This window comes from Pseudomonas sp. IT-196MI5 (assembly GCF_949767415.1).
Classification (GTDB): Bacteria; Pseudomonadota; Gammaproteobacteria; order Pseudomonadales; family Pseudomonadaceae; genus Aquipseudomonas.
Window position 1 is genome coordinate 12,340 of sequence record NZ_CATKPZ010000018.1, and the last position, 17,160, is coordinate 29,499.

Below are 17,160 nucleotides of genomic sequence, written 5' to 3' on the forward strand. Positions count from 1 at the left end.
AACCTCGAGTGAAGAGACTCATGGGCTTGCTCCCCCATGGCCTTGCGATAGCAGCCGGCTTGTTGTGGTCGTGCATGGCGACGGCGCAGCAGACCTTTCCAACACCGGAAAAGGCCGCTGAAGCCTTTGTCGCAGCACTGGGCACGGAGCACTCCGACCAGGCACGCCTGACCGAGCTGCTGGGCAGTGACTGGCACACTTACATCCCGCGTGAAGGCGTGCAGCGCGAAGATGTGGATGCGTTTTTGCAGCAATACCGCGAGCGACATCACATAGAAAACTCCAGCGAGCGCAAGGCGATCCTGGCGGTCGGCAGCGAGAACTGGACACTGCCCATCCCCATGACAAAGGACGCGAACGGTTGGCGCTTCGACCTGAAGGCCGGCAGTGCCGAGATCCGTGCCCGTCAAATCGGCCGCAATGAACTGGCCGCGGTGCAATCGGTGCTGGCCTATCACGACGCCCAGATGGACTATGCGTCAGTCGATCGAGACGGTGATGGCGCACTCGAGTACGCGCAGAAAATCGTCAGCACCCCTGGCAAGCACGATGGACTCTACTGGGCGCAAGACGACAGCGGCCAGATCAGCCCGTTGGGACCTTCGTTCGGCAAAGCCATTGCCGACGAAGAGTGGCATGGTTACCGCTTCCGCATCCTCGATGGCCAGGGCCCTTCGGCGCCGGGTGGCGCCTACAGCTACCTCATCGGTGACAAGATGAGCCGCGGCTTTGCCCTGATCGCGTGGCCGGCGAAGTACGATGACACCGGGGTGATGAGCTTCATGATCAGTCATGAAGGACAGGTGTTCGAGAAAGACCTGGGGCCCGCTGGTGAAAAACTGGCGCAATCGATGAAACGCTTCGATCCGGATGACAGCTGGAAAGAGGTGGCTGAAGATCAAGTGCCATTTGTCACGACGCATTGACACATTGTCGATGACCAGACATGAGAACGCTTTAGCGCATCAATCAGTGCAAAAAATGAAAAATCACCCAAACCAACGCGCCAAGGTGATTTTTCGCATAAACGTTTTGAACGCAACCGTCGATCGGGATCGAATCTGCTGGATGGCTGAGCCACTCGGTGATCTGGCCAATGCTATATCAAGCCCATGCCACGAGATGCAAAATATTGTGCCTCCGCAAACCTGTCCCGGGAATCCCTCAAGTTACCAATACGCACTTTTTTATATTCAAGACTAATATATGTCACTTTTTACAAGCTCTTTTGGCGTACAGCTACTGCTTCGATCTCTACTCGCCACGCGTCATTGGGTAGCCCAGCAATTTTCAGCACGGAGCGAGCGGGTACATTGGGCTGATTTTCTGTTCCGAAAAACTGCACATAACCTTCCATGAAGCCCTCCATGTCCATTTTGTTATTCTTGGCCGGGTCCCCCACCAAAAAAACTTGTAGTTTGACCACATCGCCCAGCCCAAGCCCAATATCGTTCAGACTTTTCTCTATCGCTTTAAAAACTGCAATCGTCTGCCCTTTTGTGTCCCCACCATAAGCGAGCGGGCTAGTGATACTCTGGCGAGGATCTTGCACCGGTGGAAGCTTTCCCGACAGGTATATCGTTGAAATGGAACCAGGTACTTCAACGGCAGCGGCGACAGGAATGGTTGAGTTAGCGACACGGTGACGCACAACCCCCTCCTGCGCAGCCTGTGCAGCGTTCACGGTGAAAAAAGACATAAAACACAAAATAGCCAGAGGCTTGTTGCCCAGTAACTTCGGCATAAAACAACCTTTATGATCAGTTCAGTCTGATTTTATATAAAATGACATCCATGTCATTGCTTACGAAAAAATCAGCTATTGAATTACAACCGCTTGAGCAGAAGGTAATGCCCCAACCGCCTTTAATAGCAGCCTGCCAATTTCTTCTCTTTTGGGAGCATCGGCCATTCTATGAGGAGTGTCGATATTCAAAGCGAAGAAAACCGGGCCTGTTGGCCATTCTATCCAGCCGACCCACCAACCTACTTGGCTCCCAAGTCCGGTTTTAGCGCGCATAATCCATTCACGCCCTGCCTCAATCACCATGATGTCTTTTGTCAAGAGTTGGTACTCAACCTTGAAAGGCAGTTCATTCCTATAAAGCTTTTCAAGAAAGTCGATCTGCTCCTGCGCTGAAACTTCCAGCCCACCGTCAACCCAGTAGTCACGCTTTTTTACGCTTGTATCTTGATTTCCGTAGCTTATACTTTGCAAGTAACTTGTTGCTTTCTCCTTGCCGATTTCCTTTGCAAACCCACGATACACCCACAAGGCGGAGTGCCTCATCGCAGATCTTAAATTTTGGTCTGCATTGTGGGAAGGAATTTCGTGTTTCTCTCCGTCCCATTTAAAGACCTGAAATTCATCACGAACAACGCCAGAGTCAAGAGCGAATAGCGTATGAGGTATTTTAAAAGTTGAAGCGGGTGTAAAACGCTCTATCGAGCGCTCCTTGTTGTAGATAAATGTTTTACCTTGATTACCCCGTTCATCCTTGATGATAATGGTGCCATTAGTGTTGAATTTATCAAAGACACTTTTCCAGCCCTTTTCCTCAACAATACTACCTTTAGCACCCGCCAACACCCCGCTTGAAAAAGTCACAAGACAAGCAGCCAACAACAAAAACCTCAAAGATCTTTTTTCACACACCACTCTTCACTCCATCGTTTCTTTAAATACAAAAAAGCATTGGTTGTTGCACTAGCACAACGGGAAGTTTGTATCAAGATACGTCTCGCGCGCGGAGTTTAGGTGCGCAAACAGTTGCCGTGAGAAAAGCCGCAGTCAAGGACTGCGCCTATTGACGCCCACCAAGAGGTGGGGGCGCAGTGTTTTTTTTTGAAACAAGAGATGTGGAACAACTCTCTGAAAATTTCATGTCAATTCAGCTTCTATCCACTCAATTCCGGATTTCGACTCAACAAATTCGCAAAACCCTCAAGCGATTGAAGACACCTCAGCTTGAATTCGAGGACCGTACCCTTCGTCGTCATCTTATAAAAAATCCAAACTAGTCGTTCGATCATTGAATGGGTTATTCGCGTTGATCAACAGCGAGGTAACACAGCATCTGCCCGTCGCCCTCCTTAACCCGATACACTCCGCCTCCCAGAAAGTTGGTTACACACCCACATGACAGCAGAGTGTCCCGGTATATGTGAGAGCGTGGTACGCCACTTGATAAAGGCGTAGTTACTTACCTGTGTGCGGCGAAAATGCAAAGGAGGAGAGTATTTTAATGACAATAATAATACTCGAAAAAATTCAAAAACAAGTACATGAGTGCAACCGAAGCTAGAAAATGATTGGGCTGCAGCTGCAGTCGCACGTCTATAGTTAAACGCCTGCAGCATTTAGCATTTCACCAGTCACTGGTCCAGGCATCGATGACCATCCTTCGAATTTTTACTTAAGAGAAAAAGTATTAATACACGCCAGCACCGCTGAGCAGCTATAGCGAGAAATAACAGGGGATATACGATACTGGAAACGGCAAAGAAGCTGCATATATCAGCGGCGACGGTTTCTATTATGGTAAAGCTGGCTTGCTCAAAATCGTCGTTCAAAGTTTTCCAGACAATCGCCTGATCAGAAAGCGTTGCATTGACAAATGCTACCTAAATCAAGGATTGATCTTACGGACAAAAATGACAAATGGGGTCATGCACAGCAGGAGTGACCGGGGCGTCGCCGACCTGCTGCCGACGCTCTGAATCGCCGGGGGATCATATCTGGAGCAACAGGACGAATCGGTCTTCGTTCCCCGTATTTTCGTTGCAGGAGGGTTGTTCCAGTTGGAATCCGCAACGTTCGAGGACTTTTCTTGAGCCCACATTTTCCTTGTAGGTAAAGGCAACCAGTTGCGTAAGCCCCCAGCGCGTCTTTGCTTCATGTATCAGATGCCTCAGCGCCAGTGTCGCCAGCCCCTGCCCGCACGCGCCCTGATCGATCCGATAGCCGACTTGCGCAGAACCCGTCGATGAGTCGATGCTTTTCAGATTGGCTCGCCCCACGATTCTTTGACTGGAATCCTCGATGACAAACGGGTGCCAGGCACCCATGGAAAAATCGGACAAATAGCTTTCAATGTGATCGGCGACACCCTTCAACGAGTAAAAAGCAGGGTCGCGCGCATCAATACGGGACTCGAACCATTCACGGTTATCAACTTCGAATGCCAGCAACGCTTGAGCGTCAGTCTTTTTCAGCTCGCGAACGCTAAACAATTCCATTCATCACCTCCTCTGAGTCTTGTGCCGAAAGAGCCGAAGCTTATCTCATACCCGAACAACCTTGCCGGGCAGAGCAATCCCCTCTCTCAAGTCTGAGCGGCTTGCTCATCACTCGTGAAGGCGACACGATTTCAAAAAAAGTCGCAAGCCCCCGCTACGCTTCAGGGCTTGCGACTCTTTGCTATACGTCCCTCAAGCTCCCGGGACGTTTTCTACGGTGAACGTGCAGGTTTAGTTTTCTACCTCAACCGCGTCGATATCCGGGGCATCCAGGGCGTCAGCCACAGCCGCTCTGGCTTCCCTCGCCTTGGCTTGGGCAGCCTCTCTGACTGCGTTCACCTTGGCATTGGCAGCGTTCCTGGCTGCATCTGCGACAGCCACGGCAGCATCCCTGGCTGCATCTACATCGGCCTTGACGGCGTCCCTGGCGACATCTACGTCGGCCTTGACGGCGTCCCTGGCTGCAGCTACGTCGGCTTTGGCGGCGTCCCGGGCTGCGGCTACATCGGCTTTGGCAGCGTCCCGTGCTGCGTCCGCATCAGCCCTGGCGGCGTCTCTGGCCCCATCTGCGTCAGCTTTTGCAGCATCCCTGGCTGCATCCGCGGCATCGTTGTCATCGGCATCGTCGTTGTCACGCGCATTGCCGGGGCCTCTATTCCCGGCCATGCCACCATGGTCATCGTCGTTGTCATGCGCAATGCCAGTGCCTCTATTCCCGGCTATTGCGCCATGGTCAGCGTCGCCGCGCCCCGGGCCGCCAGTGCCTGCAGCGCCATGACCTGCACCGCCAGCGCCCGCGCCCGCACCACCAGTGCCCGCACCGCCAGCGCCCCCACCAGTGCCTGCACCGCCAGTGCCTGCAGCGCCATGACCGCCGCCCTCTCCATGGCCGCTACCAGCGTTGCCGCCTCCGCCGCCTCCGCCGTCACCGCCGTGACCACCATGACCACTGCCGCCGTGACCACCACCGCCTCCGCTACCGCCATCTTTGGCATACACACTGGAGAAACTTGCGATGTAATCGGGTACCAGGGCAGTCGATGCCGACAGGACCCCGCCGATTGCCAGAGCCAACAAAGTTTTCTTGAGCAGCATGATGTACCTCCGCTTCGCGTTGCGTCGTCATCTCCGTATCGAACGCAATGTCCAGTTGAGTTCCCGGCCGCCCACGGGAGCGGCCGGGCAACCGGCATGGTCATAAATGTGCAGCAACCACGAGCAACCGCGGTATCCGCACGATCCCTGAGAGCCGGCTGGCATCATTGAGTGGGAAGCATTCCCACAGTTTTGTTGGATAAATGCATTCAGCCCGAGTTCAACAAAAGAGCCTCAGGACCGACGAATGGATTGCAGGAGTTGCCGTGCCCGGACGGGCTTTTCATATCGTTGCAGCAGTCCATCCCCATCTGTTCTAAATCCAATACCTGATAATTCCAGAGCGTTGACGAACCTTTGCGGCAGAAAGTAAACGCTGCCGACCACCCCGATAACTAATGGGCATTTGATTGAAAAGAGAAAGGGAGGGCATCCATGCCCTCCCCTCTACTGTTCCGCCCTCCTGCGACGGTACTGACCAGGACCTCAGACGACCAGAATGAAGTCCGTCTGATCAACGGCCGCGCTGTTGACACCCACCAGGCGGATGGAGTCCGTCCCGATCCCTACCACCGTGTCCGCCCCGTCAGCCGTTATGCTCACGTTGGTCGCGAACACCGCGCTGGTGACCCCCATCCCCGTGATATTGAGCAAGTCCTGCCCTGCGCCCGGATTGGCTCCGAAGTTCAGGATCGTATCGTTGCCGAAGCCTGGGGCAAACGCGAAGATATCGTTGCCGGCGACGCCGCCACTCATCACGTCGTTACCTGCGCCACCGACGAGGACGTCATTACCCGCCCCCCCCGCGATCGTGTTGTCGAGCGCGTTGCCGGTGCCCGCAAAGTCGCCGCTGCCGCCGAAAAACAGGTTGTCGACGTTGGCACCCAGGACGTAGCTCCCGAGCGAGGTCCAGACCGTGTCAATACCCTCGCCGCCAAGCTCGGTCACCACGTCCCCAGGGTCGGTGACTTCGTAGACATCGTTGCCGACACCGCCGGTCATTGTGTCGGCACCTGTGCCACCGATGATGAGGTCGTTACCTGCGGCACTGACGAGGATGTCATTACCTGCCCCCCCCGCGATCACGTTGTCGAGCGCGTTGCCGGTGCCCGCAAAGTCGCCGCTGCCGCCGAAAAACAGGTTTTCGAGGTTGGCACCCAGGACATAGCTCCCGAGCGAGGACCAGACCGTGTCGTTACCCGAACCGGCGAGTTCGGTCACCACGTCCCCGAGGTTGTCGACTGTGTAGACATCGTTGTCGACGCCACCGACCATCGTGTCGGTACCTGCGCCACCGATGAGGATGTCGTTACCTGCGCCACCGACGAGGACGTCATTACCCGCCCCCCCCGCGACCGTGTTGTCGAGCGTGTTGCCGGTGCCCGCAAAGTCGCCGCTGCCGCCGAAAAACAGATTCTCGACGTTGGCACCCAGGACGTAGCTCCCGAGCGAGGTCCAGACCGTGTCGCTGCCGGCACCGGCGTTCTCGCTCACCACGTCCCCAAGCTCGGTGACTTCGTAGACATCGCTGCCGCCACCGCCAGCCATCGTGTCGGCACCTGCGCCACCGATCAGGACGTCGTTACCCGCACCGCCCACGAGCGTGTTGTCGAGCGCGTTGCCGGTGCCCGCGAAGTTGCCGCTGCCGCCGAAAAACAGATTCTCGACGTTGGCACTCAGCGTGTAGCCCGAGAGCGAGGTCCAGACTGTGTCAATACCCTCACCGCCGAGCTCGGTCACCACGTCCCCGAGGTCGGTGACTTCGTAGACATCGTCGCCCACACCGCCGGCCATGGTATCGGCCCCCGTCCCCCCGATGAGCATGTCATTGCCTGCGTCACCGTTGAGGATGTCGTTGCCGCCCAAGCCGCTCAGGATGTCGTTGCCAGCACCTCCGCTGGCCAAGTCGTCGCCTGGCGTGCCGGTGTATATGTCGTCACCGGCGGTACCGACAAACAATTCGCCGACCACTGTCGTTGCGGCAGAGGTGACTCGCTCGAGTGTGCCGAGGTCATCGACGTAACTCGCGACGACACGCAGTTGCTGACCGGTCTGCACCGAGCTGGGCGTGAAGGTCGTGCCCGTCTCCCCGACGAGGTCGGTAAAGATCGCACCGCTCCCCACCTGCCACTGATGGCTGATCACCGAAGTCGTGGTCCCGTTGGCGTCGGTGAACGCATCCGTGGCGGTCAAGGCAAAGCCTGGCGTCGGAGTCGTATCGCTGATCAGCACAGTGCCGACCGGCAGGACATTGACGGTGCCGGTACCGGCCGGGGTGATCGGTGCGGTCGGCGCCGAGAACACCTCCTCCAGCACGCCATTGGCGTCCTTGTAGACCGCCCTGACGCGCAGCGCCAGTCCGGTTGGCACGACGAGTTGCGGGATAGCCGGCACGGCGCCAATGAGGGTCGCCGGTGGTGCGACCATGAATTCCGTGCTCACCGTGACGGTCGTGCCCTCCGCGCGCGCGGTCTCGCCGGCGGCAAAGAAAGTGACGTCTTGGAAGACGCCCGAGCCCGGGCTTGGTTCGAACTGCCAGAAGAAACTGATGGGGCTGGTGATCGCGCCGCCGGTTGCAGTATTGTCGGCATCAGTGATGTCTGCCGCCGATACCGTCAGCGTCTGTCCGACAGCCGGCGTAGGATCGTCGATCCTCAGCGAACCGACTGGCGCCGAGTTCAAACCGCCCAGCACGATCGCCTGATCGGAGAATTGCAACCGTTCGATATTGCTGAGGGTGTCGATCCCGTCTCTGCCAGCGACACTGTCGGTGACCGTCACGGTGCCGTTGACGTTCTCGATGACGGTGTAATCCGCAAAATTGCCGGAGAACAGCGCCGTGTCGAAGTCGGGACCGGGCGCCGTCAGGATTTCACGGACGATCTGGAGCTGGCCGGGGTTATAGGTACCGTTCAACATCAGCGGGACCAGCGGTGTCATGTCGTCGAAGCTGGCGATTTCCGGCCCGGTGCCATCGATGTTCTGCCGCACGCTGATGCGCACATTGAGCCACTTGTCGCCGTCGATGAGGTCATCGCCGGCACGACCTTCGATGACGTCGCTGCCGGCACCACCCAGGATAATGTTGCCCCCGTCGAACTTATCGTCTGCGGTACCCACGATGCCGTCAGCGCCAGCAGCAGCGGCACCAACGAACGCCCGCAGACCACTGATGAGGTCAAGGTTGGTGAGCACACTACCCGTGGCGCCAGCGATAGCGAGCGTTACCGCGGTGGAATCATCGCCGCTGAGGAAATCGGCGTGTGCCGATCCCGACAGCCCTTCCACCAGGTCCAGACGGGCAAGGATCGACGCGGTGGAACCGGGCACCGCCGGCTGATCGAAGAAGCGCTGACTGGAGTTGAGGCCAATGGTCACGCCGACTGGATCATCCTTGTAGGTCGCCCAGTCGTAACCGGAGAACCCGATGTAAACATCCGCCTCGCTGGGGCTGCCGACCATGATGTCATCACCGCCTTCCCCGTCGAAGTTGTCCGGTCCGCCATCACCCAAGAAGACATCGTTGCCAATGATCTTATCGTCGCCGAATGCGTCAAAGTTGTCGCCGGCAGCACCATCGGCGGATCCGTTCTGGATCCAGTCGTCGCCTTCGCCGCCGCGCGCAAACTCGTTCGCCTTGCTGCCGAGGATGAAGTCGTTGCCCAGGCCGCCACTGCTGTCGGCCGCGTCCTCGCCGGTGATGATGAAGTCCTGTCCGGCCTGGCCGAGGATCAGGTTCAGGCCGTTGCCGGCCTGGATGACGTCGTTGCCGTCCTCGCCGTGGATGACGTCGTCGCCGCCGATGTCGGTGATGATGTCGTCACCGGTACCGCCAAGGAGTTGGTCGTTACCGTAGCCGCCATCGATCCGGTCGTTACCGGCATCGCCATAGACCGTGTCATCGTCCGAGTCGCCGGCAATGAGGATATCGTTGCCGGGTGTGCCGCCGAGCACGACCGTATCGGCACCGGTGTAGTGCAGGTAGTTGGTATCCGGGCCCACTGTGCCGGGGTTGTCGCGGATCACCAGCGGTGTGAGGAAGTCACTGCGTGGTGAGCCAATCGGATGGTTCGACGGTCCAAAAGGATCGGCATTGCCCGGCAGGTTGTCGGCGGCCTCATTGACTAGTGTCAATGGATTGTCGACCAGTATGCCATCCGGCCCGGCAATCACGCTCGGGTTGAACTGCTTGGTCGGGTCGACCTCGAGGGTAAAGGCCGGCGTCAGGAAAACCCTGGCCGAGAGGTGTGTTGCGTCGGTATTGGCCATCACCAGAGAAGCGAACGTGTTGTTCTCAAGTTCGGCGCCAAAGTCCATCGAGGCGGTGCGTTCCAGATAGTAGAAGCGGTCGCCGTCCTGGAGTTTCTCCATCTGGTTCTCGAAGACGAAGTTGAAGGTCGAGCCGAGCATGCCGCCAAAGGGCATTTTCTCCTCGGCCAGCCCGCCAACCCAGAAGTCGACGCTGTCCAGGCCGGTGATGGTCACGTCGTCCGCGGTGTTCAGAATACCGTCCGCACCGGCGGTGCTGGCCCAGGCTCCCGTGCTGTTGAGGAAGTCGACACGGTCGGCCGGTGCAGTCGCGCTGCCTAACACCAGGTCCGCAGCCGCGGCGCGCTTGTCCGCCAGCGTGAGGGCGCCGGTGATGGTCGCGTGCGTGCCGTAGGCGGCGATGAAGTTGATCAGCGATTCCGGATGTTTTATGTGCTGCACGAAATCGGCCCAACTGGTGTAAGGCTTGAGCTCTGCGTCGCCAGTAGGCAGATAGAACTCCCGCCGCGCCGCGTTCAGGGACGGAATGCCGGTATCGCGGCCGCGCGCCAGGTTGATGGCGGGCAGATCGAGCGGCAGGCCCAGCAGGTTGTTGCGCAGGGCTTCGGTGACGAACTCGTCAATCTCGTTGCCCACTTGCCGGGTCACGCCGCGCACGATGGCACCGGCCGCCTGTTCCGGGGTCGGACCACTGCCCGCGAACGCGATCGGGTTGAGGAAGGCCTGAATCAGCCCGATATCGCTCGAGGCGAAGTTCGGATCCAGCCGGTCGACCTGCTCCAGCAGCATCGAGTGCCCGAAACGATAAACGGTGTGCGCGAACTCGGCAACGATGCTCGGATCGATCGCGGTGTCGTACACCTGGCCTGGGGCGAAGAAGGGATCGACCATCGGCTGGATCGTACGCGCGAACTCCTCGAACACCAGGTGCTGGTACTGCATCTCGGTGCCGAACTTCGCCGTCTGGAACAGACGCTCGCCGTTCCAGTCAAGGGTCGTGGTGTCGACGGGAACGGCAGTGACAGGCGTCAGCAGCCACTCGTTCAGGAACGACACATCGCCGCTTGCCGCTGTCGCCAGGACCACGGCCATGGTGTGATCGACCAGGCGGTTGTGCTCATGGTGAAAGATGGAATGGACGGTGGTCAGACCGATGTTCTCGTTGACCCGGCCGTCGCCGGCAATGTAGTGCGCATCCAGCAGTTCGTTGTCGTAGAAGCCCGGTGCAGGCGTACCGCCAACAACAGTGTCCACATCGGGCAGGAGTGCTGCGCCGGTCGCGTCGTCGATCGGAACGGCGGTGTGCGCGATGTCGTTGAGGAAGGCATGGCCGGTGCGTACGGCATCGACCAGGCTGATGGGCGCCGCTGGATTGCCTTCAACCAGCACATCGTCGGCCGTGCCGGCAATGCCGTCCGGGCCCACCATCACCACCTGAGGAAAACCGTTCGGACCCTTGATGAAGTTGCCGTAGGCGTCGGTCGCCAGCAATGGCACGTTGTTGAAATCGGCATCGGTGAGGTCGATCCCGAGCAGGTCATGAGCTTGCGCCTTGACCACCTTCCAGGTGGCCATGCCGCCGATCCCTACGTCGTCGGCCGTGCCGAACACGCCATCGGCGCCCAGATCACGATTTTCGATCAACTTGCCGGTGGCCACCGGGTCGCCGGCTGCATTGAGCTCATAGGCACGCAGGAACACCTGATGCGAAGGATGCGAGCTGTAGGTCTGGTTCTGGTCGACAAACGGCGAGGTGGTGTTGGTGTTCTCGTGGATGTCGTCGGCCGTGCCCAGGATGCCGTCGGGGCCGGGCTGATTGGTGGCGCGCGTCAGCACCATGAAGTTGGTCGGGCTACCGGGCACGAACAACGGGTCATCCGGCTGCAGCGGAATGAACACAGTGCCCGAGCCGCCCTTGGTGACGAGGTCCAGGCCATGGTCGAAAAACTGGCCGAAGAAAGTCATCCATTGATTGAAGGGCGCGGTCAGGCCCGCGTCGGGGCTCACGTTCGAGTTGAAGAAGGTCTGGAACGTCGTGCCGTCGGTGCGGGTTCCGGTAATCACCTGTGAGCCGACTTTCAAGACATCGTCAGCCGTGCCAAGGATGCCATCCAGACCCGGATCGAAGGTAGCCGCGACCGCTGCCGGGTTGCTGGCGGTCTGGTCGACGATCAGGTTGCTGATGGTGCGCGGCTGCGAATCGGTCACCAGGCCGCTGGTCTGGGTGTAGCTCGTGCCGGCTTCGGCCGTGCGGAAGTCCGGCGTGGTCAGGCGCGGGAATACCGTATCGGCGGCACCGAACTCGGGATGGAGCAGGTTGTTGTCCGTCCCTTCGACCGTGCGCAATCCGTATGGCACCCGTATGTTCGGCAGCAGAGTAACCAGGTTCTCGCCCGCCGCGTGGTGTTCCGCGATCTTGATCTGGTCAAGGATGAACGCCAGGTCCGATTGCGTGTAACGCACACCGTTGCTGGGGGCAGTGGTCTGCGGATCGATCAGCGAAGGCGCCACTACGGGGGCCGGCGCGCCGGCCACTATGGCGGTGGTTGGCGCGGAGAACACCTGCTCGGTCACGCCATTATCGTCGGCATAGATGCCTTTGACCCGCACTGCCAGGCCGGCAAGATCTGCCGTCACCGTGAGAGTGGGCGCGTCCGCTCTTGTAAATCCGATACCGATGCGGCCTGGCCCGAGGATGATGTCCTCGAAGACGCCCGAACCCGGTGCCAATTCAACCTGCCATATGTAACTGATGGAGTTGTTGATCCCCCCGCCCGCGTTGTCGCCATCGCTGATGCCTGCCGCCGACACGGTCAGCGTCTGGCCTACGGTCGGTGCAGTGATATCGACTGTCAGCGCGCCCACAGGCTCGGCGTTGACCCCCTGCACGAGGACCACTGCCTGATCGGAGAACTGCAGCCGCTCGATGTGGGTGAGACGGTCGGTTTCTTCCTTGCCGACATTGTCGGTCACGGTGACGATGTCGGTGGCGGCGATGTCGAGGGGAACGGCAGGATCGACGACGATGCCGTTGACGGCGATCGTGTAGTTCGCCAGAGGACCCATGAAGTTGACGGTATCGAATGCAGCCCCGCCTACGGATGTACCGGGCAGGATTTCGCGCACGGCGACGAGCTGGCCGGGATTGAAGGTGCCGTTCAGCATGAGCGGGATCAGGGGCTCCATGCCGTCGAAGGTGGCGATCTCCGGCCCGGTGCCATCGATGTTCTGCCGCACGCTGATGCGCACGTTGAGCCAACTGTCGCCGTCGATGAGATCGCTGCCGCCACGGCCTTCGATGATGTCGCTGCCATCGCCGCCGAGGATGATGTTGCCCGCGCCGAACTGATCGTCTGCGGTACCCACGATGCCGTCGGGGCCAGCAGCAGCGGCACCGACGAAGGCCCGCAGGCCGCTGACGAGATCGAAGTTGGTGAGGATGCTGCCCCTGGCCGTGAAGTTGGCGATGATGGCCGCGTTTTGATCATCGCCGCGCAGGAAGTCGGCGAAGGACGACCCCGACAGGCCCTCCACTTCCGCGAACCGGTCATAGACCGCATCGGCCGATTGCGCCACCGCGCCCACGATATTGCCCGCGGCATCGGCCACCGGGTGATAGGGACTGAAGAACGGGGTGACCATGTCGACGGTCACGCCGAACTGGTCATTCTTGTAGGTGGTCCAGTCGAACCCGGACATGCCGTCCATCTTGTCCTGAGCGTCGCTGGCGACGAACACTTCGTCGCCGCCCTCGCCGATCATTTCATCGAATCCGCCTTTTCCGATGAAGATGTCGTTGCCAGGTATATCGTCGGTTAATGTTGGGCTGTTGTTGTCGCCGACCGCACCGTCCTGAGTGCCCCCCTCGATCCAGTCATCGCCTTCGCCGCCCTGCGGCGACAGGTTGACTTTGGCGCCGAGGATGAAGTCGTCGCCCGTTCCGCCGAAGATCGTCGAGATGTCTTCGGTCGTGATGACGAAGTCTTTGCCCGCACCGCCGAGGACCAGATTGCTGCCGGCCAGGGTCGAGTTACCGGCCTGGATGACGTCGTTGCCGTCTTCGCCGTGGATGGTGTCGTCGCCGCCGATGTCGGTGATGATGTCGTCACCGGTGCCGCCGAAGACGTTGTCGTTGCCGTAGCCGCCGTCGAGCCGGTCGTTGCCGGCGTCGCCATAGACGGTGTCGTCGTCCGAGTCGCCGGCAATGAGGATATCGTTGCCGACCGTGCCGCCCAGCACGACCGTATCGCCGCCGGTGTAGTGCAGGTAGTTGGTATCCAGGCCCACTGTGGCGGGGTTGTCGCGGATCACCAGCGGCGTGAAATGGTCAATCCGTGGTGAGCCGATCGGGTGGATCGACGGGCCAAAGGGGTCGGCGTTGGCGGGCAGGTTGTCGGCGGCCTCATTGACTGGTGTCAATGGATTGTCGACCAGTATGCCATCCGGGCCGGCCACCACACTCTGGTTGAACTGGCGCGTCGGGTCGGTCTCCAGGGTGAAGGCCGGTGTCAGGAATATGTTAGCCGACAGGTGTGTTGCATCGCTGTTGAGCATCACCAGATTGGCGAACGAATTGTTCTCAAGCTCAGTGCCGAAGTTGAGTCCCGCGGTGCGCGCCAGATAGTAGAGACGGTCGCCATTCTGCAGGTTTTCCATCTGGGTTTCGAAGACGAAGTTGAAGCTCGAACCCAGCAGGCCGCCAAAGGGCATCTTCTCTTCGGCCAGGCCGCCGATCCAGAAATCGACGGCGTCCAGGCCGGTGGTGGTCACGTCGTCTGCGGTGTTCAGAATACCGTCCGCACCGGCGGTGCTGGCCCAGGCGCCGGTACTGTGCAGGAAGTCCAGGCGGTCGGCCGGCGCCGTGGCGCTACCGAGCACCAGATCCGCAGCCGCGGCGCGCTTGCCCGCCAGCGTCGTAGCGCTAGTGATGGTCGAGTGCGTGCCGTAGGCGGCGATGAAATTGATCAGCGATTCCGGGTGCTTCATGTGCTGCACGAAGTCGGCCCAGCTCGTGTAGGGGGTCAACTGGCTGTCGCCGGTCATTTGGTAGAACTCGCGCCGCGCCGCGTTCAGTGACGGGATGCCGGCGTCGCGGCCACGCGCCAGGTTGAGGGCGGCCAGGTCCAGCGGCAGGCCGACCAGGTTGTTGCGCACCGCATCGGTCACGAACTCGTCGATCTCGTTGCCGACCTGGCGGGTCAGGCCGCGCACGATGGCGCCTGTCGCCTGCTCAGGGGTAGGGCCGCTCGCAGCGAATGCCAGCGGGTTGAGGAAGGCCGCGATCAGGCCGGTCTGTTGATTGCCCGGATCAATCGGATTGCCGTCGCCGACGACGTTGAAGTTGGGATCGAAACGATCGACCGTCTCCACCAGCATCGAGTGGCCGAAGCGAAAGACCGTGTGCGCGAACTCGGCGACGATCGACGCGTCGATCGTGGTGTCGTTACCCATGGGCGCCAGGAAGACGTCCACTTGCGGCTGGACGGTGCGCGCGAACTCCTCGAACACCAGGTGCTGGTACTGCATCTCGGTGCCGAACTTGGCCGCCTGGAACAGCCGCTCGCCGTTCCAGTGCAGGGCCGCGATGTCGGCCGCCGTCACCGGCAACGCTGCCAGTTGGGCGTCGGGCATCAGCCACTGGTTCAGGAAGACGAGGTCGGCGGAGGCCAGTACCGTCGCCTTGGTCTGATCGACCAGCCGGTTGTGCTCGTGGTGGAAGACGGAGTGGACGGTGGTCAGGCCGATGTTCTCGTTGACGCGGCCATCGCCGGCGATGTAATGCGCATCCAACAGCTCGTTGTCGTAGGTGCCGGGCGCTTGCGGGCCGCCGATGATGGTGTCCGCATCGGCCGTCAGGCCACCGGTAGGATCGGCGCTGTGAGCGATGTCGATGAGGAACTGGTGACCGGTGCGCACGGCGTTCGTCAGGCTGATGGGTGCGGCCCGGTTACCTTCGACGAGTATGTCATCGGCGGTGCCGGCAATGCCATCCGCGCCCTTCATCACCACTTGCGGTAGGCCGTTGGGCCCCTTGATGAAGTTGCCATAGGCGTCGGTCGCCAGCAGCGGCAGATCGAACACATCCGCATCGGTCAGGTTGATCCCGAGCAGATCATGGGCCTGGGCCTTGACCACCTTCCAGGTGGCCATGCCACCGATTTCGACGTCGTCGGCGGTGCCGAACACACCATCGACACCCAGGTCACGATTGGTGATCAGCTTGCCGGTGGCGACCGGATCGCCAGCGGCGTTGAGCTCATAGGCGCGCAGGAATACCTGATGCGAGGGATGCGAGCTGTAGGTCTGGTTCTGGTCGACAAACGGCGAGGTGGTGTTGCTCTGATCGTGGACGTCATCGGCGGTGCCGAGGATGCCGTCGGCACCGGGCAGATTGGTGGCCCGCGTCAACACCATGAAGTTGGTCGGGCTACCAGGCACGAACAGTGGATCGTCGGGTTGCAGCGGAATGAACACCGTGCCGCTGCCGCCTTTGGTGACCAGGTCCAGGCCGTGGTCGAAGAACTGGCCGAAGAAAGTCATCCAGGCGTTGAAGGGCGCGGTCAGGCCCGCGTCCGGCGTGATATTAGGGATCTGGAAGACGGAAACGTCGTCGGCGGTGCCGAACAGGCCATCCAGACCGGGGCTGGTGACCACCTGTGAACCCAGATTGGCCGCCGCGGCCGCGACCGCCGCCGGGTTGTTGGCGGTCTGGTCCACGATCAGGTTGCTGATGGTGCGCGGCTGCGAGTCGAAGACGGCACCGCTGGTCTGCAGGTAGGAGGTCGGCGTGGTTCCGCCAGGATCGGTCGGGCCGAAGAAACCGACCGGCTGGACCTGCGCGGTATTGAACACCGGCGTCGTCATGCGCGGAAAGAAATTGTCGGCGGCACCGAACTGGGGATTGGCCAGGTTGTTGCCGAAGCCGGACACGGTGCGCAGGCCGAAGGGTACTTCTACGTTCGGCAGCATGTCAGCCAGACTCGCGCCTGCCGCATGCCGTTCGGCGATGAAAATTTGTTCGAGAATGAACTCGAGATCGGACTTGTTGAAGCTGGCCATGGCTGTTTCCTCGATGCTTGACTGATCAGGAAACCACACGCATAAAACACCGCTGTAAACGCGTGGTTTAGTGTTGAACCCCATAAACAAAAAACAGAAATTGAACGACGGGGCCTGATTTCACGGCCATACGAAGCCCTTACTGAATCGCGTGCGATCAGCAGTGCTCAACTGAGGATCAATTCCCCATGACAACCGTAACTACAGGCTGGTATTGCGCCTCAAGGAGGCGACGGCCCATGAACACGGGTTGGATAGATGACGTAACTTACTAATGGCCCCGTCGGGTATCGGGGCTCTAAACATCTGTCCATATGGCTCTCTCAGGCATAGGGGGCTTGTCACAGATGCCACACATCCAGCGATCAGAGTCATTGGCCGGAACAGGCTCGCGAAGATCGCCAAAGTCCGGGAGTTCCTGAGGGGTGATGGCACGGTTCTGCGTCCATGCGGCTTCGTCAACAAGCCTTTTATCCATGAGCAAACTGGCATCGACTA

7 protein-coding genes are annotated in these 17,160 nt (G+C 59.7%); 1 reads left to right on the forward strand and 6 read right to left on the reverse strand.

All coding sequences use genetic code 11. From position 1 onward, the window contains the following. Window positions 1-20: 20 nt before the first annotated feature. Complete coding sequence (locus tag ACM6IK_RS13505; RefSeq protein WP_414874731.1) at window positions 21-926, forward strand: DUF2950 domain-containing protein; 906 nt, start codon at window positions 21-23, stop codon at window positions 924-926. 290 nt (window positions 927-1,216) lie between these two features. Here ACM6IK_RS13505 and ACM6IK_RS13510 read toward each other — a convergent pair whose 3' ends face one another. The 6 genes from ACM6IK_RS13510 to ACM6IK_RS13535 form a co-directional block, all read right to left on the reverse strand. Beyond that, the gene (locus ACM6IK_RS13510) at window positions 1,217-1,744 is read right to left on the reverse strand and encodes a RidA family protein (protein ID WP_414874732.1); all 528 of its coding nucleotides are present in this window, start codon (window positions 1,742-1,744) and stop codon (window positions 1,217-1,219) included. 75 nt (window positions 1,745-1,819) lie between these two features. After that, complete coding sequence (blaOXA, locus tag ACM6IK_RS13515; protein WP_414874764.1) at window positions 1,820-2,638, reverse strand: class D beta-lactamase; 819 nt, start codon at window positions 2,636-2,638, stop codon at window positions 1,820-1,822. Window positions 2,639-3,732: 1,094 nt separating this feature from the next. Further along, window positions 3,733-4,239 carry a GNAT family N-acetyltransferase gene (locus ACM6IK_RS13520; RefSeq protein ID WP_414874733.1) on the reverse strand — a complete coding sequence of 169 codons (507 nt, stop codon included), beginning with the start codon at window positions 4,237-4,239 and terminating at the stop codon, window positions 3,733-3,735. Window positions 4,240-4,470: 231 nt separating this feature from the next. After that, on the reverse strand, window positions 4,471-4,905 hold the full coding sequence (locus ACM6IK_RS13525) for a hypothetical protein (protein WP_414874734.1): 435 nt from the start codon (window positions 4,903-4,905) through the stop codon (window positions 4,471-4,473). Between the two features lie 53 nt (window positions 4,906-4,958). Further along, the gene (locus ACM6IK_RS13530; RefSeq protein WP_414874735.1) at window positions 4,959-5,240 is read right to left on the reverse strand and encodes a hypothetical protein; all 282 of its coding nucleotides are present in this window, start codon (window positions 5,238-5,240) and stop codon (window positions 4,959-4,961) included. A gap of 580 nt (window positions 5,241-5,820) precedes the next feature. Beyond that, complete coding sequence (locus tag ACM6IK_RS13535) at window positions 5,821-16,662, reverse strand: peroxidase family protein (RefSeq protein WP_414874736.1); 10,842 nt, start codon at window positions 16,660-16,662, stop codon at window positions 5,821-5,823. Between the last annotated feature and the right edge of the window lie 498 nt (window positions 16,663-17,160).

What these genes read in the sequence shown, in the direction of transcription:
- ACM6IK_RS13510 (WP_414874732.1), bottom strand. Translation starts at nt 1,744, where the DNA reads ATGCCGAAGTTACTGGGCAACAAGCCTCTGGCTATTTTGTGTTTTATG.
- ACM6IK_RS13505 (WP_414874731.1), top strand. Translation starts at nt 21, where the DNA reads ATGGGCTTGCTCCCCCATGGCCTTGCGATAGCAGCCGGCTTGTTGTGG.
- ACM6IK_RS13520 (WP_414874733.1), bottom strand. Translation starts at nt 4,239, where the DNA reads ATGGAATTGTTTAGCGTTCGCGAGCTGAAAAAGACTGACGCTCAAGCG.
- ACM6IK_RS13525 (WP_414874734.1), bottom strand. Translation starts at nt 4,905, where the DNA reads ATGGCCGGGAATAGAGGCCCCGGCAATGCGCGTGACAACGACGATGCC.
- ACM6IK_RS13535 (WP_414874736.1), bottom strand. Translation starts at nt 16,662, where the DNA reads ATGGCCAGCTTCAACAAGTCCGATCTCGAGTTCATTCTCGAACAAATT.